This window comes from Paraburkholderia sp. GAS206C, from assembly GCF_050435645.1.
GTDB classification, from domain to species: domain Bacteria; phylum Pseudomonadota; class Gammaproteobacteria; order Burkholderiales; family Burkholderiaceae; genus Paraburkholderia; species Paraburkholderia phenazinium_B.
Genome location: NZ_JBNDKR010000004.1, coordinates 41,189 through 63,011, shown reverse-complemented (window position 1 = coordinate 63,011; position 21,823 = coordinate 41,189). Strand labels below are relative to the sequence as shown.

At 61.6% G+C, this 21,823-nt stretch carries 18 protein-coding genes; 14 read left to right on the top strand and 4 right to left on the bottom strand.

From position 1 onward, the window contains the following. Nucleotides 1–157 precede the first annotated feature (157 nt). From P3T20_RS12500 to P3T20_RS12460, 9 genes are all read left to right on the top strand, one after another. A complete protein-coding gene (locus P3T20_RS12500) occupies nucleotides 158–2,686 on the top strand; it encodes a TonB-dependent receptor plug domain-containing protein (RefSeq protein WP_074264514.1) in 2,529 nt (842 codons plus the stop codon). A gap of 140 nt (nucleotides 2,687–2,826) precedes the next feature. Further along, nucleotides 2,827–3,828, top strand: coding sequence for an LLM class flavin-dependent oxidoreductase (locus P3T20_RS12495; RefSeq protein WP_074264515.1), 1,002 nt, complete (start codon nucleotides 2,827–2,829; stop codon nucleotides 3,826–3,828). Between the two features lie 43 nt (nucleotides 3,829–3,871). Continuing rightward, entirely contained in the window at nucleotides 3,872–5,194 is a 1,323-nt protein-coding gene (locus P3T20_RS12490; protein WP_074264516.1) for an LLM class flavin-dependent oxidoreductase, read from the top strand. 31 nt (nucleotides 5,195–5,225) lie between these two features. Then, complete coding sequence (locus P3T20_RS12485; protein WP_074264517.1) at nucleotides 5,226–7,058, top strand: amino acid ABC transporter permease/ATP-binding protein; 1,833 nt, start codon at nucleotides 5,226–5,228, stop codon at nucleotides 7,056–7,058. Nucleotides 7,059–7,098: 40 nt separating this feature from the next. Then, nucleotides 7,099–8,040, top strand: coding sequence for an ABC transporter substrate-binding protein (locus tag P3T20_RS12480; RefSeq protein ID WP_074264518.1), 942 nt, complete (start codon nucleotides 7,099–7,101; stop codon nucleotides 8,038–8,040). 41 nt (nucleotides 8,041–8,081) lie between these two features. Beyond that, nucleotides 8,082–9,122, top strand: a complete 1,041-nt coding sequence (locus tag P3T20_RS12475; protein WP_074264519.1) for an LLM class flavin-dependent oxidoreductase — start codon at nucleotides 8,082–8,084, stop codon at nucleotides 9,120–9,122. Nucleotides 9,123–9,254: 132 nt separating this feature from the next. Continuing rightward, nucleotides 9,255–9,698 (top strand): GNAT family N-acetyltransferase, encoded by a 444-nt coding sequence (locus P3T20_RS12470; RefSeq protein ID WP_254368830.1) that lies wholly within the window; start codon nucleotides 9,255–9,257, stop codon nucleotides 9,696–9,698. 21 nt (nucleotides 9,699–9,719) lie between these two features. After that, nucleotides 9,720–11,384 (top strand): ABC transporter substrate-binding protein, encoded by a 1,665-nt coding sequence (locus P3T20_RS12465; protein WP_074264520.1) that lies wholly within the window; start codon nucleotides 9,720–9,722, stop codon nucleotides 11,382–11,384. A gap of 5 nt (nucleotides 11,385–11,389) precedes the next feature. After that, on the top strand, nucleotides 11,390–11,791 hold the full coding sequence (locus P3T20_RS12460; protein WP_074264521.1) for an IS5/IS1182 family transposase: 402 nt from the start codon (nucleotides 11,390–11,392) through the stop codon (nucleotides 11,789–11,791). Nucleotides 11,792–11,793: 2 nt separating this feature from the next. Here P3T20_RS12460 and P3T20_RS12455 read toward each other — a convergent pair whose 3' ends face one another. After that, nucleotides 11,794–12,186, bottom strand: coding sequence for an NUDIX hydrolase (locus P3T20_RS12455; protein ID WP_074264522.1), 393 nt, complete (start codon nucleotides 12,184–12,186; stop codon nucleotides 11,794–11,796). Nucleotides 12,187–12,242: 56 nt separating this feature from the next. After that, a complete protein-coding gene (locus P3T20_RS12450) occupies nucleotides 12,243–12,482 on the bottom strand; it encodes a hypothetical protein (RefSeq protein WP_143787509.1) in 240 nt (79 codons plus the stop codon). A gap of 165 nt (nucleotides 12,483–12,647) precedes the next feature. On the opposite strand from P3T20_RS12450, the gene P3T20_RS12445 reads away from it, so the two are divergent. The 4 genes from P3T20_RS12445 to P3T20_RS12430 all read left to right on the top strand — a co-directional run bounded on the left by P3T20_RS12445 (nucleotide 12,648) and on the right by P3T20_RS12430 (nucleotide 19,489). Then, nucleotides 12,648–14,429, top strand: coding sequence for a phospholipase C (locus tag P3T20_RS12445; protein ID WP_074264523.1), 1,782 nt, complete (start codon nucleotides 12,648–12,650; stop codon nucleotides 14,427–14,429). 137 nt (nucleotides 14,430–14,566) lie between these two features. Beyond that, nucleotides 14,567–16,012, top strand: a complete 1,446-nt coding sequence (locus P3T20_RS12440) for a cytochrome c peroxidase (RefSeq protein ID WP_083611408.1) — start codon at nucleotides 14,567–14,569, stop codon at nucleotides 16,010–16,012. Between the two features lie 57 nt (nucleotides 16,013–16,069). Further along, nucleotides 16,070–16,951, top strand: coding sequence for a MurR/RpiR family transcriptional regulator (locus P3T20_RS12435; RefSeq protein WP_429286998.1), 882 nt, complete (start codon nucleotides 16,070–16,072; stop codon nucleotides 16,949–16,951). A 243-nt stretch (nucleotides 16,952–17,194) separates the two neighbouring features. Then, entirely contained in the window at nucleotides 17,195–19,489 is a 2,295-nt protein-coding gene (locus tag P3T20_RS12430) for a phosphocholine-specific phospholipase C (protein ID WP_429286997.1), read from the top strand. 77 nt (nucleotides 19,490–19,566) lie between these two features. Here P3T20_RS12430 and P3T20_RS12425 read toward each other — a convergent pair whose 3' ends face one another. Next, entirely contained in the window at nucleotides 19,567–20,211 is a 645-nt protein-coding gene (locus P3T20_RS12425) for a TetR/AcrR family transcriptional regulator (protein WP_429286996.1), read from the bottom strand. Between the two features lie 114 nt (nucleotides 20,212–20,325). Between P3T20_RS12425 and P3T20_RS12420 the strand changes: the two genes are divergently transcribed. Then, nucleotides 20,326–21,210 (top strand): SDR family oxidoreductase, encoded by an 885-nt coding sequence (locus P3T20_RS12420; protein WP_429286995.1) that lies wholly within the window; start codon nucleotides 20,326–20,328, stop codon nucleotides 21,208–21,210. Here P3T20_RS12420 and P3T20_RS12415 read toward each other — a convergent pair. Then, nucleotides 21,201–21,788 carry a hypothetical protein gene (locus P3T20_RS12415; RefSeq protein WP_429286994.1) on the bottom strand — a complete coding sequence of 196 codons (588 nt, stop codon included), beginning with the start codon at nucleotides 21,786–21,788 and terminating at the stop codon, nucleotides 21,201–21,203. The genes P3T20_RS12420 and P3T20_RS12415 overlap by 10 nt on opposite strands. Nucleotides 21,789–21,823 lie beyond the last annotated feature (35 nt).

Sequence of the window (21,823 nt, the reverse complement as noted above, 5' to 3'; positions counted from 1 at the left end):
CTTGGACAGGCAGCGCGAGCTGCCCGGATGAAGCTCTGCTTTATCTCTTCGCCGTATCTCATCAGTATTACTAAGAACTAATAGATTGCTCCTCGCACTGCTGAAATCAGCCGGTGTGGCGGAGCGTTGTCTTCGCCTACCACCAACGGACAGTTCGATGCGCAAGAAAAACAGGAAAAATGAGGCTGCCGCGGCCGCCACCGGAGTTCGTATAAAGTTGCTCTCGGCCGCTGTTCTGGCGATTACATGCAACGGCGCGGCATGGGCACAGGGCGCAACTGCGCCGGCGCAGGCGAGCGATGCCGCAGCGACCGCGGCCGGAGCCCAGCCCGCGGCAACAGTCCCTAACGCGGCGCAGTCCGAGAAAACCGCTCCGGCAGCGAAACACGCTGTCGCTAACGGTACCGTGCAGCAGGACACCGTCGTCGTGACCGGCACACGCACGAGTACAAAGGCGAGCCAGAGCCTGACCCCGATCGACGTGATCAGCGGCGCGCAGTTGCAGTCCACCGGGCAGAACAACCTGCGGGACGCACTCGTCAAACTGTCGCCGTCAATTACGCGCGAGACCTATGCTGGCGATACGGCGCAGTTGACCGATGCGCTGTCGCTGCACGGCCTGACGCCGGACCACGTGCTCGTGCTGGTGAATGGCAAGCGTCGCCATACGACAGCCAATATCGCGCTCGACGGTGGTCTCAACCAGGGTTCGACGGGCGTCGATATCGACATGATCCCGGTCGCGCTGATCGATCACATCGAAATCCTGCGTGACGGTGCTTCGGCGCAGTACGGATCGGACGCGATTGCCGGTGTGATCAACATCATCCTGAAGTCGGCCTCGCACGGGGGCTCGCTGCAGACGACAAGCGGCCAGACTTACGACGGCGACGGCTTCAAGAATGGCGAGTCCGCCAATATCGGCCTGAATCTCGGCGATCATGGCTTTCTCGACCTCGCAGCAGAATATGACCGCCAGAATCACACGGTCCGCACCGGTCCCGACGATTATTTCGGAACCTTCCAGCCGGGGCATGGCTACTACAACCCGATCGAGGGCGACCCGGCCAGCACACGGGAGTCAGTGGGCTTCAATGCGGGGTATTACCTCGGCGACGACGTCGAACTGTATGGCTTTGGCACCTACGCTCACCGCGATGCCGAGGCTTACCAGAACTATCGTCCGCCTTCGGTGTTGCCGCAGGTGTATCCCGGCGGCTTCGTGCCCACTGAGACGGTCAACGAAAACGACTATTCCGTCACCGCGGGCGCCAAAGGCCAGAATCTGTTCGGCTGGTCCTGGGATCTGAGCACGACCTACGGCGGCGACAATGAAGGCATAGGCCTGGTCAACTCGGCCAACACCGCACTGTACGCGGCGGATGGATTTACGCCGACCAGTTTCCACCTTGCCACCGTCAGCAACACGCAACTGACGAACAACCTAGATCTCTCGCGGGCGTTCCAACTGCCGCTGCTGCCGGCACCGGTCAACGTGTCGTTTGGTCTTGAACAGCGGCGTGAGACCTACAGCGTGGGGCCCGGCGATGAGTATTCCTATCTGTTAGGTGGAGCACAGGCGTTGCCGGGGCTTGCGCCTGTTAGCGCCAGCGACAACTCACGCAACGTGCTCGGCACGTATATCGACCTCTCGACCCACCTGACGCAGAAGTGGACGGTCGATCTGGCGGGACGCTTCGAGCATTACAGCGATGTCGGCGACACGACGAACGGCAAGATCTCGACGCGCTACGACTTCACGCCGCAGATTGCAGTGCGCGGCAGTGTCAGTACCGGATTCAGGGCTCCCTCTCTCGCCGAGGAGTACTACAGCAACGTCAACGAATCGCCGGCATCGGTTAGCGGCCTTCTGGCGGCCAATTCGGCAGCGGCGAAGCTGATCGGCGCGCAGCCATTGAAGCCAGAGGAGTCGACCAACTACAACATCGGCCTCGTGCTGACGCCCGTCAAGAACCTCAATGTGACGATCGACGCTTACCAGATCGACATTCGCAACCGGATCGTCGAAGGCGGCACGGCCTCTGGCGCGGCGGCGATCGCAGCAATGGAGGCCGCAGGGTTGTCGGTGCCGAGTTCGGTGCCAGCGTCAGCGGTGTCTGCGAGCTACTTCACGAACGGTGCGAGTACGCGTACCCGTGGCCTCGACCTGTCCGGCACCTGGCACACCAGCTTTGGTGCATATGGACAGATGGACTGGGATCTCGGTGTGAACCTGAATACAACGTCGGTCACGCACGTGGCGAACGGGGCGAATGGTCAACCAGAACTCAACGCGCAGCAGATCGCGTGGCTGACCACGGCGACGCCGAAGAACAAGATCATCATCGGCGGCACCTGGCATCTCGACAAGTGGGGCGTGAGTCTGCACGAGACGCGCTTTGGGTCGACCTCGAGCGAGGAAACCTACATCGTGGGGCCTAATGCGTTCTCGACGACGCAGTTCATCCACTTCGAGAACGCAGCGCGATACGTCACCGACCTCGAGGTCCGGTACGACGTGACGAAGCGATTCCAGATAGCGGCGGGGGCGAACAACCTGTTCAACGTCTATCCGTCGAAGCTCCCGTACCAGGCTCAGCTCGAAGGCGCGCAATACGATGCGTTTGCTTCGACGATCGGCGAGGACGGCGGTTTCTACTATCTGCGTGCCCGCTACACGTTCTGACGTAATTCATCATATGCATAGCAAAATTTGCTCGAACGACATCGGCTTGCGATGGCGATAATGGAACAAGCGGATGTCACCCGGCAAGTTTCCCGTAACTCTGTTCCCGCGCAAGTTTTAGTGTGCGGGGAGGTATCGATATGTCCTATTCCCTTTCAATTCTCGACAAAAGTCCGATTGCCGACGGAACGAATGCTCACGACGCGCTGCGCTTTACCGTCCGGCTCGCGCAACGTGCGGAAGCGTTGGGTTACAAGCGTTACTGGATTGCAGAGCATCATGGCGCGCCAGGGCTCGCCAGTTCCGCGCCTGAGATTGTGGTGTCCCATCTGCTCGCGCATACGTCGCGCATCCGCGTGGGTTCCGGTGGCGTGATGCTGCAGCATTACAGCCCTTTTAAGGTGGCCGAAGCGTTCCGCGTGCTCGCGTCTCTGGCGCCGGGCCGCGTCGACCTGGGCGTCGGCAAGGCGCCGGGCGGCTTGCCGCTGACGACGCGCGCGCTTCAATGGTTTCACGACAAGACAAAGAAGCCTGACTTCGCCCATCAGCTCGCCGAACTGGACGCGTTCCTCAAAGCGGGCGTGGACGTCGATCATCCTTTGGCTGGAGCAATCGCGTTGCCCCAGCCGCCCGAAGCGCCGCAAGGCATCCTGCTAGGCGGCAGCCCGGAAAGTGCTGCGCTTGCCGCGAAACACGGCTGGCAATTCTGCTATGCCGGTCACTTTAACGGCGATAGCGACAGCATCGGCCGCTCCATTGATACGTACCGCGACGCGACAGGACGTACGCCGCTGCTCGCGCTCTACGCGTTTGCTGCGGAGTCCAAAGCAGAGGCTCAACGTCATGTTGGTCCATTGCGTATTTTCAAACTGCGGCTCGCCACAGGGCAGAGCGTGAATCTTCCCAGCCCCGAGGCCGCAGCGGAGTTCGCGCGGCAAACCGGCGTGAGCGATTACCGCCTCGACGAACTGCATCCGCACGTCGTTACCGGTACCGCAGACGATGTGCATCAGGAACTCGACGCATTGCACGAGCGCTTCGGCATCGAGGAATTCGTAATCGACACCCCCGTAGCGGACTATGCGCTGCGACTCGCTTCGTTCGAAGCACTATCCCCTGTAGAACAGGCCGAGCGCGTCTGACCGCTCCTACATTCACGCTCATTTTCGTTTACCGGATCCAATCATGACCCAGCGAAATCTCACTTTCGGCATCATGCTGCATGGCGCAGGCGGCCATATGAATTCCTGGAAGCATCCGGCTGGCCCCGCCGATGCCAGCGTCAACCTCGATTTCATCACGGGTATCGCGCAGAAGGCGGAGGCCAACGGCGTTGCATTTGCTTTCGTAGCCGATGGCCTTTATATCAACGAGAAGTCGATTCCCCATTTCCTGAACCGTTTCGAGCCGATTTCGATCCTGTCGGCGCTGGCGACCGCCACCTCGAAGATCGGTTTGGCGGGCACGCTCTCGACTTCGTACAGCCATCCGTTTACGGTAGCACGGCAGTTCGCTTCGCTTGACCTGATTAGCGGCGGACGCGCGGGATGGAACGTCGTGACCTCGCCGCTCGAAGGCTCCGCGAAGAACTATGGCGGCGAGCATCCCGATCACGAACTGCGTTATCAGATCGCCGACGAATATCTGGAGGCGGTGCAGGGACTATGGGACAGTTGGGATGACGATGCATTCGTGCGCGACCGCGAGAGCGGACGTTTCTTCGATCGCGAGAAGTTGCATACGCTCAACCATAAGGGCCGCTTCTTCGAGGTGGCGGGCCCGATCAATATCCAGCGTTCACCTCAGGGACAGCCGGTGATTTTCCAGGCAGGCTCATCGGATTCCGGCATTGCGCTTGCCGGCAAGTATGCGGATGCGGTGTTTACCCATTCGCCATCGCTCGAAGAAACGCGGGCGTTCGCGGAGAGCGTGAGGCAGAGCGCAGTCGAGCACGGGCGCGCGGCGAGCGATGTCAAGATCTTCCCGGGCATTGGGCCGATCGTCGGCGCGAGCGCAGAGGAGGCGGAAGCGAAGTACCGCGTGATCCGCGACCTGATCTCGATAGAGGAGGCGCTCGCCTATCTGGGCCGTTTCTTCGAACATCACGACTTCACTCAATACCCGCTTGACGAGCCGTTCCCCGAGCTGGGTGACCTCGGCAAAAACAGCTTCCGTTCGACCACCGACCGCATCAAGGCCGAAGCGAAGAAGAATGGCTCGACCTTGCGCGAGGTCGCATTGGAAGTGACGACACCGAAGCCGCAATTCATCGGCACAGGCGAGCAGATCGCGGACGAACTGATTCGCTGGTTCGACGCCGGTGCGTCCGATGGTTTCATCCTGGGTTTCCCGGTGCAGGCCGAAGGTTTCGACGACTTTGTGCGCCATGTGATCCCGGCGCTGGAGGCGCGTGGCCGCTATAGCCGCACGCTGGCCGGCCAAACGCTGCGTGATCATCTTGGGTTGCCGCGACGCGAAAGCCGCTACGCTGCCGCGGAAACGGCATGACTGACGTAGCGCGAGGCAGGAGGGCAGAATCATGAGCGACACCACCCAGCGGTTTCCCGGCACGGCTCACGCAGGCCACGCAAGTGACGACGCAGCAGGTCCCGAATACGCGCACTATCGGATCGTTCCCGCAAGGCACCATGCGCGCACGGCAGGAACCGTGCTGGCGATCGCGCTGATCGCGATCGTGGCGAATTCGGTACTCGGCAATCCGCGTTGGGGCTGGGGCGTCTTCGCGCAGTGGTTTTTTGCTGGCCCCGTGCTCGAGGGGCTAGGACGTACGCTGGTGCTGACGGGGCTCGGCGCGTTGTTCGGCTTCACGCTCGCGGTACCGCTTGCACTGGCGCGAGTATCGCGTTCGCCGTTACTGGCCGGCTGTGCGTGGGCGTTTATCTGGCTATTCCGTTCGATCCCGCCGATCGTGCTGTTGCTGCTGTTAAACAACCTTGGCTATCTGTACGAGACGATCTGGATCGGGGTTCCGTTTACGCATATTGCACTACTGAATGAATCGACCACCGATCTGATCAGTCCGTTTTTCGCGGCCGTGCTTGGACTCACGCTGAACCACGCGGCGTTTTCGGCCGAGGCTATCCGTGGTGGGATTCTCTCCGTCGACCACGGGCAGCGTGAGGCCGGTGCGGCGCTGGGTCTGCCGGGTGGCCGCCAGGTGCGTCGTATCGTGTTGCCACAGGCGATGCGCGCCATTCTGCCGACAGCGTTCAACGATGTAATCGGTCTCGCGAAAGGCACCTCCGTCGTCTACATCCTCGCGATGCCGGATCTGTTCTATACGGTGCAGATCATTTATCACCGCAATCTGGAAGTCATTCCGCTGCTGATGGTCGCGACGATCTGGTATCTGATCATCCTCACGGTGTTGTCGGCGATTCAGGTTCACATCGAACGGTACTATGCCCGCGGTGCGACGCGCGAGCAGGTGGCGTTGTCGCCGTTGACTGCATTGTTCGGCCGGTGGCGTAATGCGCGCGCTGCACCTGGTGAAAGCGCAGGCGAGCTTGGGAGCCGATCTGGCGTTGGGGCAAAAACCAGCAGCGAATCCAGCAGCGAAGCGGGCAAAGCCGGCTGGGCGCAGCGGCGGATCGGCGGCAAGGTGGGCATCCATAATGTCTCGAAGAGCTTCGGCACCCTAAAGGTTCTCGATAACATTTCGCTGGCGTTTCCTTCGGGCAGCGTCACCGTGATTCTCGGTCAGTCGGGCTCCGGCAAATCGACGCTGCTGCGCTCGATCAACCACCTCGAACGCGTGGACGATGGCTTCATTGATATCGACGGCGAGCTGATCGGCTATCGCCGCGACGGACGCACGCTCTACGAGCTCAAGGAGAAGGACATCCTGCAGCGGCGACGCGCGGATGTCGGCATGGTGTTTCAGAGCTTCAACCTGTTTCCGCACCTGAGCGTGCTCGACAACGTCATCGAGGCGCCGCTGGCCTCAGGTGTGCCGCGCGCGCAGGCCCAGGCTGAGGCGCGCACACTGCTCGCGCGCGTAGGACTCGGCGACAAGGCCGATGCATGGCCGCGCCAGCTATCGGGCGGTCAGCAACAACGTGTGGCGATTGCGCGTGCGCTTGCACTGAAACCGAAAGTACTACTGTTTGACGAGCCGACGTCCGCACTCGATCCGGAGCTGGTCAACGAGGTACTTGACGTGATCCGCCAGCTTGCACGTTCGGGCACGACGCTGATCATTGTCACGCATGAAATTGGCTTCGCGCGCGAGGTCGCCGACACGATCGTATTCATGGACGGTGGACGCATAGTCGAAGCGGGGCCGCCGTCGCGCGTGCTTGGCGATCCGGCGCAGGCTCGCACGCGTGAATTCCTCTCGAAGGTGCTGTGAGCGTATGCGACGAATGAAACACAACGGCTTAGGATCACTGATGACCGGCCGACGGACGTTCATGATGGAGATGGCCGCGCTGGCTGCGTTGCCGTTTGCATGGTCTGCCGAACCAGCGTATGCGGCAACACAGGTTTACGACTTCAGCCCGGAGCAGAAAGAGCGTATCCGCGCGCCCAGGGACCTGGACGCGCAGCGCCTGCTCGCAGGCTATCGCTTCGTGACGCCAGGCGTGCTCACGGTGGCGATAGCGCCGTTCGATCCGCCTATCGCGACGTACGCGACCGACGCCCGTAGCATCGTGGGCTCCGATCCCGATTACGCGCAGCTCGTCGCCGATGCGCTCGGCCTGCGTCTGCTGCTGGTGCCTGTCGCGTGGCCCGACTGGCCGCTGGGTCTCGCGTCAGGTAAATACGACGCGGTGATCTCGAACGTCGGCGTCACCGAGAAACGCAAGCAGAAGTTCGACTTTACGACGTACAGGCTGGGTCTGCATGGGTTCTATGTGAAGTCGGACAGCGCCATCAGGTCGATCCGTGAACCGAAGGATATCGCGGGGCTGCGCATCATCACCAGTTCCGGGACGATCCAGGAGCGGATCCTGCTCGAATGGAATCAGAGGAACACCGCACATGGGCTGAAAGAGGCGAGCCTGCAGTACTACGACGACAGCGCCGCTAACCGGTTGGCGCTGCTGTCGGGCCGCGCCGATGCCATCTTCAATCCAGATCCGACGCTCGCCTATGAGGCCGCGACGCAAGGACAGATCCGCCAGGTAGGCACGGTCAACGCGGGCTGGCCGAACAACGCGGACGTCGCGATCGCGAGCCGCAAGGGCAGTGGCCTTGCGGCGGCGCTGACGGCGGCGACCAATGGGCTGATCCGCGGCGGCCAGTATCGCGCGGCGCTCGCGCGCTGGGGCCTGCAAACAGAGGCCGTCGAGCACTCCGAGACCAATCCTGCCGGCTTTCCGGATGCGTGATCGAAGGCGCTTACTAGCCAGAACAACCAGAGAGGGCATTTATGTGTGCGGTCCGCATTGATCACCTTGCTTTCCTCACGCCGGGCAACTATGCCGACGATGCGCCGCTCGCCGGTTTCGAGCGGACGCTGGAACTGTTTGGCGTCGGCGAGGCGCTTGGCTACGACAGCGCGTGGGTGCGTCAGCGCCACCTGGAACGAGCGGTCTCCTCGTCGGCGACTTTCCTCGCGGCTGCCAGCCAGCGTACGACGCGGATCGGCCTCGGCACCGCGGTCATCCAGATGGGCTACGAGAATCCATTTCGTCTTGCCGAGGACCTTGCCACCGTCGATGTGCTGTCGCGCGGCCGCCTCAACATCGGGCTCAGCGCAGGTGCCCCGGCGCACGGCATCCTGCTCGGTGAACGGCTTTTCGATGCGAATCCCGAACTGATCGACTTCTCACATGCGCGAGTCGAGCGTCTGCGCCGCAATCTCGCCGGTGAATGGCTCGGCGCGGAAGACACCTTCATCGAATCGGCGGCGGGCCGCGTGCGGCCTCGCGTGACGCCCTATGCGGCGGGTCTCACCGAGCGGCTCTGGTATGGCGGCGGTTCGCGACGCTCGATCGAATGGGCCGGCCGCAATGGCTTCAATCTGCTGATCGGCAACATCACAACCGGTGAGGGAACTGACGATTACCGCGAAGCGCAGCTGCGCCAGCTCGAACTGTTCCACTCGCACTGGCGCGAAGCGCGCTCGCCGCGTATCGCGCTGGGCCGCGTGATCGTGCCGACCGATGGCGCCGATGCCAGGACGCGGCAACGATATCGAGAGTTCGCCGAGGGACGCCACGCACGCACTTTGACTGCGCATGGCGAGCGCCGCACCTTGTTTGCGCCCGATCTGGTTGGTACTGCAGACGAGATCGTCGCGCGCCTGCTTGAAGATCCGGTCGTTGGACAGGTTCGCGAACTGCGCCTCGAATTGCCCTACGACCTTCCGTTTGAGAACTATCAGCAGATCCTCGAGGACTTCGTGATTCGCATCGCACCTGAACTGGGCTGGCGGCCCGAGGCCGCACGAGAACCTGTCGCGGCGTAGCAGCCACACATATTGCCGTATCGATTGATTGACCTTATGACACAAGCCCAAGCCACATCCGTTGCCACTGTTCCGACACAGATTCACACCGTGCCCGACGACCGCCTCATTTATGTTTTGGGGAACGACCCGTTGGCGCGTCCTCTTTTCGAAGAGCTCGCCTACGAATACAGCAGTCGTTACGCGGGTCTGATCGACACCGACGAGATCGCGAGAGAGATGGAGCGCTATCCCGTGGAGGCTTTCGCGCCGCCGTACGGTGCGTTCCTGCTTTTGCTGCGAGACGGGCAGGCCATAGCGGGTGGCGCGTTCATGCGCCATGCCGACCCGGGCACTACCGAGTTCAAACGCATCTGGGCGAGCCGCAAGCATCGGCGTCAGGGTCTCGCACGGCGCATTCTCATCGAACTGGAGGCGCATGCGGTTCGTCTGGGTTATACGCGCGTGTTCCTCAGCACCGGACCGCGTCAGCCAGAGGCCATTGCGCTGTATCAGACCAATGGCTATACCTTGCTGTCCGCACACGACTTCGGTGAGGACCAGCCGCCGGGATATCTGTTCGAGAAGTACCTGTAGCGTTTTCTACCCAACCTATCAATGATCAACCGTTCCTTGAAAAAATCAGCGCTTGCTGTGCGGCGCGTTGCGCTTGCGTCCATATCCCTCTGCATCGCATCATTCAGCCTGTTGACGGCGACACTGCCGGTTGCCGCGCCGGCGTATGCAGCCGGCAGCAAGACCCTGGTGTTCTGCACTGAGGGCAGTCCGGCTGGGTTCGACCCGGGCCAGCACACAACCGGTACCGATTTCGACGCCAGCAGCAGCGCGGTCTACAACGAACTGGTGGAATTTCGCCCCGGCACGCTCGACCTCGAGCCAGCGCTCGCGACGAGCTGGGACGTGTCCGAAGATCAGCGGACGTACACGTTTCATCTGCGGCATGGTGTGAAGTTTCATACGACGGCGTGGTTCAAGCCCACTCGCGATTTCGACGCGGATGACGTGCTGTTCACTTTCAACCGCATGCTCAATCCCGACGATCCGTTTCGCCGGGCTTATCCGACGAGTTTCCCGTATTTCAGCGATCTGGGCTTCGACAGGAACCTCGCGCGGATCGACAAAGTGGACGACTACACGGTGCGCTTCCAGCTAAAACAGCCGGACGTGATCTTCGTGCGCAATGTCGCGATGAGCTTCGCATCGATTCTGTCCGCACAATACGCAGCACAACTGAGCGCTGCGCATCGCGAGGCCGATATCAACCAGTTGCCGGTTGGCACCGGTCCGTTCGTGTTCCGTTCCTATCAGAAGGATGCCCTGATCCGTTACGACGCGAATCCCGACTATTGGCGCCCGGAAGACGTGAAACTCGCGCACCTGATCTTTGCCATTACGCCCGACCCAGGTGTGCGGGCCCAGAAGCTCGCGAGCGGCGAATGCCAGGTGTCGGTGTACCCACGTCCCGCGGATCTGGAGGTGATCAAACGCAACCCCGACCTGACCTTGATTACAGGCGTGGGCTTCAATGTAGGCTTTGTTGCGTACAACACGCAGCACACGCCGCTGGACCGCGTCGAAGTGCGGCGCGCGCTCGATATGGCGATCGATAAGCCCGCCATTATCAAGGCCGTTTTCGCAGGCAACGCGACCATCGCGACCAATCCGATGCCACCGTCCCAATGGTCGTACGACAAACAGTTAAAGGATGCGCCGTACGATCCCGCGAAGGCGAAGACATTGCTGGCGCAGGCGGGCTTCCCGAACGGTTTCGACATCTCGCTGTGGGCGATGCCGGTGCAGCGTCCCTACAACCCGAATGCGCAGTTGATGGCGCAACTCATCCAGCAGGATTGGGCGAACATCGGCGTGCGCGCCAGAATCGTCAGCTACGAGTGGGGTGAATACAATCGCCGCGCGAAGCAGGGCGGTGAGCACGACGCGATCCTCTACGGCTGGTCGGGCGACAATGGCGACCCCGACAACTGGCTCGGCACCTTGCTCGGTTGCGATGCGGTGCACGGCAGCAACGTGTCGAAGTGGTGCGATCCCAGCTTCGATGCCTTGATCGTCAAGGCGCGCTCGAGTTCCGACACCGCAGTACGCACGACGCTTTATGAGCAGGCCCAGGTAATCTTCAAGCAGCAGGTGCCTTATACGCCGATCGCACATTCGATCGTGTCGTTGCCTGCATCGAAGCGCGTGAGAGGGCTCGTATTTTCGCCGCTCGGAAGCCACCGGTTCGACGGCGTCTGGCTGGAGTAAACGACATGAGCCAGTTTGAGGAGTTGACCGACAGCGAATGGGCCCTGATCGAGGGATTGTTCTGCAACGAAGTGGTGCCGCCCGAGCGCTCAGGAAGACGGCGAGTGGAGCCGCGCACCGTGGTCAATGCGGTGCTGTGGGGACTATCGACCGGGCATGGCTGGTCCAGGCTGCCCGGCCGGTATCCATCACGCCCGACCTGCGTGCGTCGCTTTGACGAGTGGCAGGCCGACGGCACGCTTGCCGAAATCGTCAGACGGCTCAATGCCGGCGGCCGGACAGTGTCGCCGCGTGGTGCAATTGGCGATGCGTTCAAACATCGTGCCGCGAACCCGGATCACGCTCGTCTGAAACGTCTGTCGTGGAGCAGTCCGCAAACGTGGCGCGCGCCGGTCGACGTGATCTGAAACTAGATTTGCGCGTGCCACGCAAGAATCGAGCGGCGGTAACCCGAGGGAAGCGGCTCCGGCAATGCATCCACGTCGAAGGTCCCCACCTGCAAATGCTCTTCGCTGATCGAAGGCGAGAACGTCCCTTCGATCCGGCATCCATACGTCACGATAAATACAAAGCGCTCGGGGATCACTTCGAACAGGTAGCTATCGAGAATCCTGCAGGGCGTGACGGTTGCCGCCAGCTCTTCTTCGAACTCCCGGGCAACGGCCTGCTCGGGAGTTTCGCCCACTTCAAGCCGGCCGCCGGGCAGCTCCCACTCCTGCCGCTCGTTCAGCAGCAGGATGACCTGGCCGGGCGCGCTGAATGCCACGCCTTTAACTGATACCGGAAAGCGGTCGTTGTTCATCTGCGGTATGCCATGTCGCGCGGCGGCGCGTTCGTTGACCGGCCAGCGCCGGCGATTCACGGAATTGACGAAATACTGTCTTCGATTAATCCGGATCTGTCGATCACAATTTCGTAATAAACCAGGCTAAAACTCGCCTGGAAAAAGAGCGGGCCGCTGCCCTGTATCCGGTTGCCTTTGCGAGTGCACGCAGCTTGTGCGTGCGATGCAGGTGAATCAAGGCCCAGCCGGTTCGCACAACCGAAATAATACAAAATGCTTTCGATGAACTTCCGATTACCTGTGATTTCAGCCAATCGTCCGCTTCGGGTACGTATCTTTCAGTGCGTTTATAAAACGTTCATATTCGAATGCTCCAATGCGTCGGCGTAATCGAGCTGATAACACGCTGTACTCCTTTAACAAAGCGGCTTCCTATCCCCAAACGATGGATCCGTCGCAGAATATCCGGAGCGCCCCATATGTTACGTAGAAAACCCCTGTTGCCGATTTCGTTGGCGGTGACGATGCTGACGCTGGCGGCTTGCGGCAGCAGCAGCCACAACACGCCAGCGCCGTCGGCAGAGGATGCACTGAATACCGCGACGCCGATCAAGCACGTCGTCGTGATCTTCGGTGAGAACGAATCCTTCGACCACTACTTCGGCACTTACCCGAACGCAACGAACCCCTCGGGCGAACCGACGTTCACCGCGGCAGCCGGCACGCCGACGGTCAACGGTCTGACGACGGCGCTGCTCACTGCGAATCCCACGGTCTCCAACACGGCGAACCCGGCTGGCACCAATATCAATCCGTTCCGCCTCGACCGTACCCAGGCCGGCACGGAAGGTCAGAACCACGGCTACACGGCGGAACAGCTCGCTTCCGACAACGGCAAGATGGACCTGTTCCCGCTCAACACGGGTAACAACGCGACGGGCACGACTGGTGAATTCGGCACGCTCGGCCTCGTAATGGGTTACTACGACGGCAATACCGTGACGGCTCTGTGGAACTACGCGCAGAACTTCGCGATGAGCGACAACATGTACACGGACACGTACGGTCCTTCGACGCCGGGCGCGATCGCCGTGGTGTCGGGCCAGCACAATGGTGCCGTGGTTACGAAAAACGGCGCGGTGGTAGCGGCCAGCGCGTCGGCCAATCCGTCGTCCAACGTGGTCTATGACCTGCAGGGCGGCTGGACGCTGATCGGTGACCTGGATCCGACTGGCGATGCCTGTACAGTTGCGGCCGATTCGGCTTCGACGGCGACGGCAACGATGACCTCGAAGAACATTGGCGATCTGTTGAATTCGGCCAACATCACCTGGGGCGGCTTCATGGGCGGGTTCAACCTGACCACGGTCAACCCGAACGGTACGACGGGCTGCAAGCGGACGACCTTCTCGAGCGTGTTAGGCGCGAACGAAGCCGATTACGTTCAGCATCATGCGTGGTTCCAGTACTACGCGAGCACGCAGAACTTGGCGCACACGCGTCCGAGTTCGGTTTCGGTGATCGGTCATACCGATCCGCTGGATAGCACGGCGACGCCGGTGCACCACCAGTACGACGTGGACGACTTCTTTGCCGCTGTGAACGCCGGCAACTATCCGTCGGTCAGCTTCCTGAAGGCACCTTCGATTGCCGATGCGCACCCAGGTAATTCCGATCCGCTCGACGAGCAGGCCTTCGTGACCAGCGTGGTGAACTTCCTCGAGCAGCAGCCGGACTGGAAGAACACCGCCGTTATCGTTACCTATGACGATTCGGACGGCTGGTACGACCACCAGTTCGCTACGCCGACGACCTCGTCGTTCGACAGCACCACGGTGGAAAGCGCCGGTAATAGCTCGGACAACGAACGTAGCGTGACGGGTGCCGACCAGATCGTCAGCGCCGGTGTGTGTAACGCGACGGGCGCGGTGCAGGGCGTGGGTATCAACGGTGGTGCAGTGAACGGCCGCTGCGGCCCGGGTACGCGCATTCCGTTGCTCGTGATCTCGCCGTATGCCAAGCCGAACTACGTCGACCATACGCTGATCACACAGGCATCGGTGGTGCGCTTCATCGAAGACAACTGGTTGAATGGTACGCGTATCGGCCAGGGTTCGAACGATGCCAGCGCAGGCAGCATCATGAGCCTGTTCAACTTCTCGACGACGACGCCGAATCCGACGCTGTTCCTCGATCAGAACCTGGGTACGAAGGTTGCCACGCCGCCGGCGGCCGCATCCTCAGTGGCACCGGCAGTCTAAGCAGCATAAGCCGGCACGCTTTATAGCCGGTTCACGTCCCGGTAGCTCACGCTACCGGGACGAGTGTTTTTGGAGAGGCCCGGCTTAGGCCGGGCCCTATGCGTTTTTGATACCTCTGCGTTTCTCACTACATTCACATGTCTACGAGTCCACAGTCCACTTCGCCATCAGCCGGATCAACCATTGCCCCCCAGCCACCCGGACAAAGCAGGCCACGCGGCCGCGGGCCCCTGTTGGCAGGATGTGTGGTCGTGCTGCTAGCCGTCGCGGGCCTGGTCGGCTACGCGTTCGCCTACCCCGAGCAGATGCCCGACACCGTAGGTGAATTCGTGGGAGGTATCACCGGCGCGAACCCGCATCCGGTGCAACTGGTTTTGCCGCCGTCTGCTCCTCTGAGTGCTGTCGCCCAACTTGGCCAGCAGATTTTCTACGACACGTCGTTGTCCGCGTCGGGCAAGCAGTCGTGTGCGTCGTGCCACAGCCCGGCGCATTCGTACGGACCGCCAAACGATCTGTCCGTGCAGCTGGGCGGTCCGCATCTGGACCGGCCGGGCTACCGTCCGCCGCCTTCGCTCGCCTACCTGTACCGTCAGGCGGTTTTCAGCATCGGGCCTGATGCGGCGGATGCCGAGGCGCCGCCCGATTTCGCTGCGCTTGCCTCGGCCGCGAAGGGCGTGCAGCGTGCGGACAAGGTCGCGGGCCTCGCGCCCGCTGCTCCGGCGATGGTGCCGCAGGGCGGCCTGTTCTGGGATGGCCGTGCCGATACGTTGCAAAAACAGGCCATCGGACCGCTGCTCGATCCGAACGAAATGGCCAATACAAACGTGGAGGACGTGGCCGCCAAACTTGCCAAGGCGCCTTACGTCAAAACATTCGAAAAGCTTTTCGGTCCGCAGATCCTCAAGGATCCGCAACGCTTCACGGCAGAAGCCATGTTCGCAGTGGGCCGCTATCAGTTCGAGGAACCGTCGTTCCACGCGTTCACCAGCAAGTATGACTACTGGCTGCAAGGCAAGGCACGTCTGACGCAAACGGAACTGCGAGGCCTGCATCTGTTCAACGATCCGAAGAAGGCCAACTGCGCCGGCTGCCACCTGAGTGCGCCGACTGCGGACAACCTGCCGCCGCTTTTCACCGACACGCAATACGAAGCGCTTGCTGTACCGCGCAACCCTGAGCTGGCGCAGAACCGCGATCCGAAGGCCTTCGACATCGGCTTGTGCGGTCCGATCCGCAAGGATCTGGCGCAGCAAACGCAGTATTGCTCGATGTTCCTCACGCCGACGCTACGCAATAGTGCAGCACGCCACATCTACTTCCACAACGGCGTCTATCACGACCTGAAGCACGTGATGGACTTCTACAACCTGCGCAATACCAATCCCGAGAAGATCTACTCGCACGATGCGTCGGGCAAGGTGGTGATGTTCGACGATGTGCCCAAGCAATACCAGCCCAACATCGACTTCGCCGACGCGCCATTCGATGTCAAGCCGACCGACAAGCCTGCGATGACGGATCAGGATATCCAGGACATCATCGCGTTTATCGGCACGTTAAACGACGGCTACCACCCGAAGTGATGCGTTGTATTGTCGGGGGCATACTTGCACTATCGACGCCCCCTGCAAGGAAACCGTGTGGCAAACAACCCAGCAGCGCGGGCCGACGCGATCACCGTGTCGGCCATCCTGTCGCGCATCGAACAGCTTTATCCGACCTATGGCGCCGCGAGCCGGCGCATTGCGGATTTCATCCGCGAATACCCGCACGAAGTCGTGCATATGTCGGTCAGCGAAGTGGCCGAGCGCGTCGGCGCGAGCGAAGGCAGCGTGGTAGGTTTCTGCAAGACGCTCGGTGCAAAGGGTTTCCTGCAGCTGAAAATCGTGCTCGCGCAGGAAATCGTGCAGCCGGTGCAACTGATTCACGAGGACGTGGCGCGCGGCGATAGCACGGCGGCCGTGGTTGCGAAGATCTTCAGTTCGAACGTCCAGGCGTTGCACGAAACCGAAGCGACTCTCGACGTGCATGCGCTCGAGCAGGCCGTCATGGCGATTCGCAGTGCGAAGCGCGTCGAAATCTACGGTGTCGGCAGCTCGGCGCCGATCGCCGAGGACGCGCATTACCGGCTGCTGCGCATCGGTCTCGATGCGCGCGTCGCGGTCGACCCGCATATCCAGGCGGTGAGTGCGTCGCTGTGCGATTCGAGTGTTGCCACGCTGACCATCTCGCATTCAGGCGCCACCCACGAGACGGTTGCCAGCACCCGGCTGGCGAAGGAAGCGGGCGCGCGCACGATCTGCATCACCAACTTCGGGCGCTCGCCCATCCACGCGTATTCCGACATCGTGCTCACGACCATGGCGCGCGAGACGCACTTTCGCACCGAGGCGATGGCAAGCCGGATCGCGCAACTCGCGATCGTCGACACGCTGATTGCCTGTCTCGCGCTAGCGGATTACGAGCGCTCCGTGGATACCATTCGCCACACCTTCGATGTCCTGTCGCTGAAGCGTTACTGAAGGGAAGGGCGGTGGAAGCAAAATTGAATAATGTTCAAAAGTGGAAACATATTCGATAAATAAACTTCACTCATCTGTCACGAAGGCCTCGTAACCTGAACAGGAGATCGGGCGCGGCAGCCTTTCCACCCAGCGTCGAGCACGACAGCGCTCCCGGTCCTGACTGCGCCCCGTAATCCGCCGGCAAGCCACGCTGGCCCGGAGTGCCGGGTGCTGCCCGTCCCTACTACGTCGAGACACGTGATGAGCGAAATCGAACAGAACGACGACACCCCGACTCCGTCCACCCAGCACAACGACTCCCGCCGCAACTTTCTGCGCCGCTCGGTGAACACCGCTGGCGCACTGGCGGCCACCACGATCCTGCCGGCATCGATTCGCAAGGCGCTTGCGATTCCGGCCAACTATGGTTCCGGTACGATCGAGGACATCAAGCATGTGGTGATCCTGATGCAGGAGAACCGCTCCTTCGATCACTACTTCGGCACGCTCAAGGGCGTGCGCGGTTTTGGCGATCGCTTCCCGGTCACGCTGCCGAACGGCCAGACGGTGTGGCAGGAGGCGTCGTCAGCGCCTGGTGCAAGCACTACCACGGTGATCCCGCCGTTTCACCTCAATACAGCGACGATGAACGCGATGGGTGTGGCCGACTGTCCGCACGACTATGGCACCGGGCAGGCGGCGTGGAGCCAGGGGCAATTTGGCCACTGGCCGTACTGGAAGTCGCAGTACTCGATGGGCTACTACGAGCGCGCCGATATTCCGTTTCACTTCGCGCTGGCCGAAGCCTTCACGCTGTGCGACGCGTATCACTGCCAGTTGACCGCGCCGACCGATCCGAACCGCATCGCGTTTTTCTCTGGCTCGAACTTCAATCCGCAGCTTGGCAGCAGCGGCATCAATTCGACCGATGCCAACGCCGAAGCGACCAACGTGCGCTGCTCGGTCGGGGGCACGATTTCGGCCACGACCCCGCCGTATCAGTACACCTATGGCGGCACGGCATTCACGTGGCCGACGCTGCCGGAACTGTTGCAGCAGGCCGGCGTGACGTGGAAGATCTACCAGGATCCGAACAACAACTGGGGTGGCCTGCTGCACGGCTGCCTCGCATTCGAAAGCTTCCGTACTGCACAGCCGGGCTCGACCATCTACAACAACGGCATGACCGGCAGCCCCGATTTTGTGACGTCGTTCGCGAACGACGTGAAGAGCGGCTCGCTGCCGCAGGTCTCGTGGATCCTGCCGACGCCGAACGTCTCCGAGCACCCGAGCTACTTCCCGAGCGACGGCGCGAATTTCATCTCGCAGGTGCTGGACGCGCTGACGGCCAATCCGGCCGTCTGGAGCCAGACCGCGTTCTTCATCACCTACGACGAGGAAGACGGCGTCTTCGATCACGCGCTGCGCCCAGCGGTGCCGTCTTACGACGCGAGCGGCAACGTCATGGGTGGCTCGACGCTGCCGCTAGCCGGTGAGTATTTTGCAACGACACCCGCACTGTATTCGACCTATCTGGAATCCGCCGACACGATCAGCGGTTCGGTGCGGCCGTGGGGCCTGGGCGGACGCGTACCGATGTTCGTCATCTCCCCGTGGAGCGCCGGCGGTTGGGTCAATTCGCAAGTGTTCTCGCACACGTCGATGGCGATGTTCCTGGAGAAGCGCTTCGGTATTACGGTATCGAGCGTGAGCCCGTGGAACCGCGCGATCACAGGCGATCTGACCGGCTGCTTCGACTTCCGGCGTCCGGACGCGAATGCTTCTACCTATTCGCGGCTGCCGAGCACCGCCAACACCGCGGCCTTCGACGCTGCGCAGCAGGCGCTGCCGGCGGTCACGCCGCCGAGCTCCCCCGAGCCGCTGTTCCAGGAACCCGGGTTCCGGCCGTCGCGTGCGCTGCCCTATGAGTTGCACACCAACGCGCGCGTGTCGCCGAACGGCACGATCGAGCTGTTGTTCAGCAATACCGGCAAGCAGGGCGCGGTATTCCATGTCTATGACCAGAACAATCTCAGTACGATCCCGCGGCGCTATACCGTCGAAGCCGGCAAGCAGTTGCACGACAGCGCATGGACCGCCAGCACGAGCGGCAATTACAACCTGTGGGTGTATGGGCCGAACGGCTTCGTGCGCCAGTTCAGCGGCAACGCGCTCACGGGCGCACAGGTGGAAATCGAGGTTGGCTACGAGGCGCTGACCGGTGCGGTGTCGGCGACTTTTACCAACAACGGTTCGAAAGACGTGCAGGTGACGCTGGCGGCCAATGCCTATGCGAGCGCGTTCCTGCGTCCGCAGACGCTATTCGTGCCGCCCCGCCGGTCGACCGTGCAGCGTTGGGAAATGGCGGCACTCGGCGGCTGGTACGACTTCACGGCCACTGCGAGCGGTTTCACGCGGCGCTTCGCGGGCCGCGTCGAAACCGGCCGGCCGAGCATCAGCGATCCGGCGATGGGCAGCGGCCTCGCTCACCAGAGCGCCGCCGCAGGCACTAGCGATCCGGCGCTGGGTGCCATGTCCGATCGTGAACTAGCGTAGCCGTAGTAAAGACGAAGGCCACCGGTGTGCTGTGAGGCACACCGGTGGCCAGCTTTTTACGCTGGAATGCCCTGCGTTCAACTGGGTCGGCGAGGCGCTGTTCGAGGTTTGTTTTTGCCTCGAGCTGCGGCTTGCTTTCTGGCTACACGCGCGCTCGGCCACGCCAGCATGGCGAGGTCGATCATACGGTCCAGGGTGTCTGTACTTGCGCCCGCCTGAGGCAGGTTAAGCACTGCCTGGGAAACACCGAGAAAGTGCCAGGCCAGGGCATCGACATCCGCGTCAGCTTGCAATTCGCCATTCGCGATCGCTTCGCGCAACAGATTCGCCAACATCTCGCGCTGCGCGTTCATGCCGACGACGGCTGCCTGTTGTCCTGCTTCGGACAGGTCGACGAGTTCGGCACAACTCCTCGCCAGCAGGCAGCCCGGAGGGCGTTGCCGGACGCCCGGCAGAAGTCCACGCAGCAATGCTTCGAGGCGAGCGCGTCCTGTGCTGCCCTCGGTCGAATTCATCCTCCTTAGCACCCGGTCCGTGTAGGTCGCAAGCACCACCTGGAACAGGCCGTCCTTGTCCTGGAAGCGTTGATAAAGGCTCGATCGGGACAGACCCGTGGCTTCCGAAAGATCATTGATCGACGCAGCCGCATAGCCGTGGCGCCAGAAAACTTCCAGTGCCGCGTCGATGACTGCGGCTTCGTCATATTGCGGTTTTCCGCTCACTCGGTCCTCGTTGACAAAACAGGTTGACAATCAGGAACGATCATTCCATTATGGGAACGATCGTTCCAAGATATTTGGATCGTTCGTTCCATGATACCTCCAAAAGGCACCGATATGTCCAGTCATCCAGTCCCGAATACACAGAAGCCGCGGATCGCCATTGCCGGGGCCACAGGTCGCGTTGGTTTGGCGTTGAGCACGTTGCTCGCCGCCGATCCGGTTGAACTCGTGGCGCTCACGCGCCAGCCCGATGGCGCACGATTGCCTGCCGGTGCGACGGCGGTTGGTGTCGACTTTGAACGCCCGGACACCCTGCGGGAAGCGTTGCGTGGTGTCGACCGGTTGTTCATCTCGCAAGGCACCTCGGGCCGGCAGGTCGACAACGAGATTGCATTGATCGATGCCGCCGTTGCCGCGGGTGTCCGGCATATCGTCAAGCTGTCCGCCCTTGGGCCCGCCAGCCGACTGATTCCGTTTGCCTGGCACATGCAGATCGAGGCGCACCTGGCGCATCAACCGGTAGCGTCTACTGTTTTGCGCCCCAGTGCTTTTGTTTATCTTCTCAAGTATGCGGGCGCGGGTGTGGCCGCCGGTTCGTGGGGCGGCGCGGCAAAGGAAGGGCGTGCGAATTTCATCGATACGCGCGACATAGCCGACGTCGCGCGCGTTGCCCTGCTGGAAGATATCGAACCCGAATCGCAGCGCGCGTACCACCTGACCGGTCCTCGGGCATGGACCATGGCGCAGGTTGCCGAGGAACTGTCGCGCCTGCTCGATAGATCGGTTACCTACATTAATCGCACTCCTGCACAACAACGAGAGGTCTTGCTCGCAGCGGGGCATCCTCCTTTTGCGGTCGATCTGCTGCTGGGCCTTGATCAGATGTTCCGCGAGTCTGTGCTGGGAGAGACGACGTCGACGGTCGAGGAACTCACGGGAAAAGCGCCGCGATCGTTGACGGAGTGGTTGAAGGACAACATCGCTGTCTTTCAGCCTTGAGCTTTCGAGGCCAGCCGGAAAGGGTCGACAACCCACATTTCGCCGGCCCGGAGATGGTTTTCTGATGAAGCAAGCCACCCCGTCAGCGGCGTGAGGCTTATCCCCGGAGAGACGGATCCGCCGTAGGACTCCGAAACGAACTGTGCACTGTCCTCCGGGCTGCACACCACCTGAACGATGTGGGTGATTCCGCGTGAGCGGGGATGGTTGTTTGCCCACTCGGGCTCACCCATTTTCAGCCCAATCGTGGCGTATCGAGGGAAGGTGTCGGCTGTGATCTTGCGTGCCTCAAGAATGAACCCCGTGCGTGTCCCAATCTCCTCGATGATCCGATCCGACCAGGCATGCAACGCCAGCATGTCGTCCGCGCTGAACACTGCCCGGGCCGCCGCTTCGTTTTCCGCCTGCATGGCCTGCGTCAGGAGCAGGGTGGTCCATCCGGAGCAGTCAATGACCGGCGGACTCAGCGATAGCCCTTCGGATTTCACACCGCGCCGATATCCCACCCGACCTGTGTAGCGCTGCACTAGTCGCCACATGGTTTGCTCAGCCGCCTTGAATGCTATGGGTGAATTCATGGTATCTCTTCAGGATGAGAAGGCCGCGGCGAAAG

What these genes read in the sequence shown, in the direction of transcription:
- P3T20_RS12445 (WP_074264523.1), top strand. Translation starts at nt 12,648, where the DNA reads ATGTTACGTAGAAAACCCCTGTTGCCGATTTCGTTGGCGGTGACGATG.
- P3T20_RS12430 (WP_429286997.1), top strand. Translation starts at nt 17,195, where the DNA reads ATGAGCGAAATCGAACAGAACGACGACACCCCGACTCCGTCCACCCAG.
- P3T20_RS12480 (WP_074264518.1), top strand. Translation starts at nt 7,099, where the DNA reads ATGACCGGCCGACGGACGTTCATGATGGAGATGGCCGCGCTGGCTGCG.
- P3T20_RS12490 (WP_074264516.1), top strand. Translation starts at nt 3,872, where the DNA reads ATGACCCAGCGAAATCTCACTTTCGGCATCATGCTGCATGGCGCAGGC.
- P3T20_RS12495 (WP_074264515.1), top strand. Translation starts at nt 2,827, where the DNA reads ATGTCCTATTCCCTTTCAATTCTCGACAAAAGTCCGATTGCCGACGGA.
- P3T20_RS12420 (WP_429286995.1), top strand. Translation starts at nt 20,326, where the DNA reads ATGTCCAGTCATCCAGTCCCGAATACACAGAAGCCGCGGATCGCCATT.
- P3T20_RS12440 (WP_083611408.1), top strand. Translation starts at nt 14,567, where the DNA reads ATGTCTACGAGTCCACAGTCCACTTCGCCATCAGCCGGATCAACCATT.
- P3T20_RS12475 (WP_074264519.1), top strand. Translation starts at nt 8,082, where the DNA reads ATGTGTGCGGTCCGCATTGATCACCTTGCTTTCCTCACGCCGGGCAAC.
- P3T20_RS12465 (WP_074264520.1), top strand. Translation starts at nt 9,720, where the DNA reads ATGATCAACCGTTCCTTGAAAAAATCAGCGCTTGCTGTGCGGCGCGTT.
- P3T20_RS12460 (WP_074264521.1), top strand. Translation starts at nt 11,390, where the DNA reads ATGAGCCAGTTTGAGGAGTTGACCGACAGCGAATGGGCCCTGATCGAG.
- P3T20_RS12415 (WP_429286994.1), bottom strand. Translation starts at nt 21,788, where the DNA reads ATGAATTCACCCATAGCATTCAAGGCGGCTGAGCAAACCATGTGGCGA.
- P3T20_RS12500 (WP_074264514.1), top strand. Translation starts at nt 158, where the DNA reads ATGCGCAAGAAAAACAGGAAAAATGAGGCTGCCGCGGCCGCCACCGGA.
- P3T20_RS12455 (WP_074264522.1), bottom strand. Translation starts at nt 12,186, where the DNA reads ATGAACAACGACCGCTTTCCGGTATCAGTTAAAGGCGTGGCATTCAGC.
- P3T20_RS12485 (WP_074264517.1), top strand. Translation starts at nt 5,226, where the DNA reads ATGAGCGACACCACCCAGCGGTTTCCCGGCACGGCTCACGCAGGCCAC.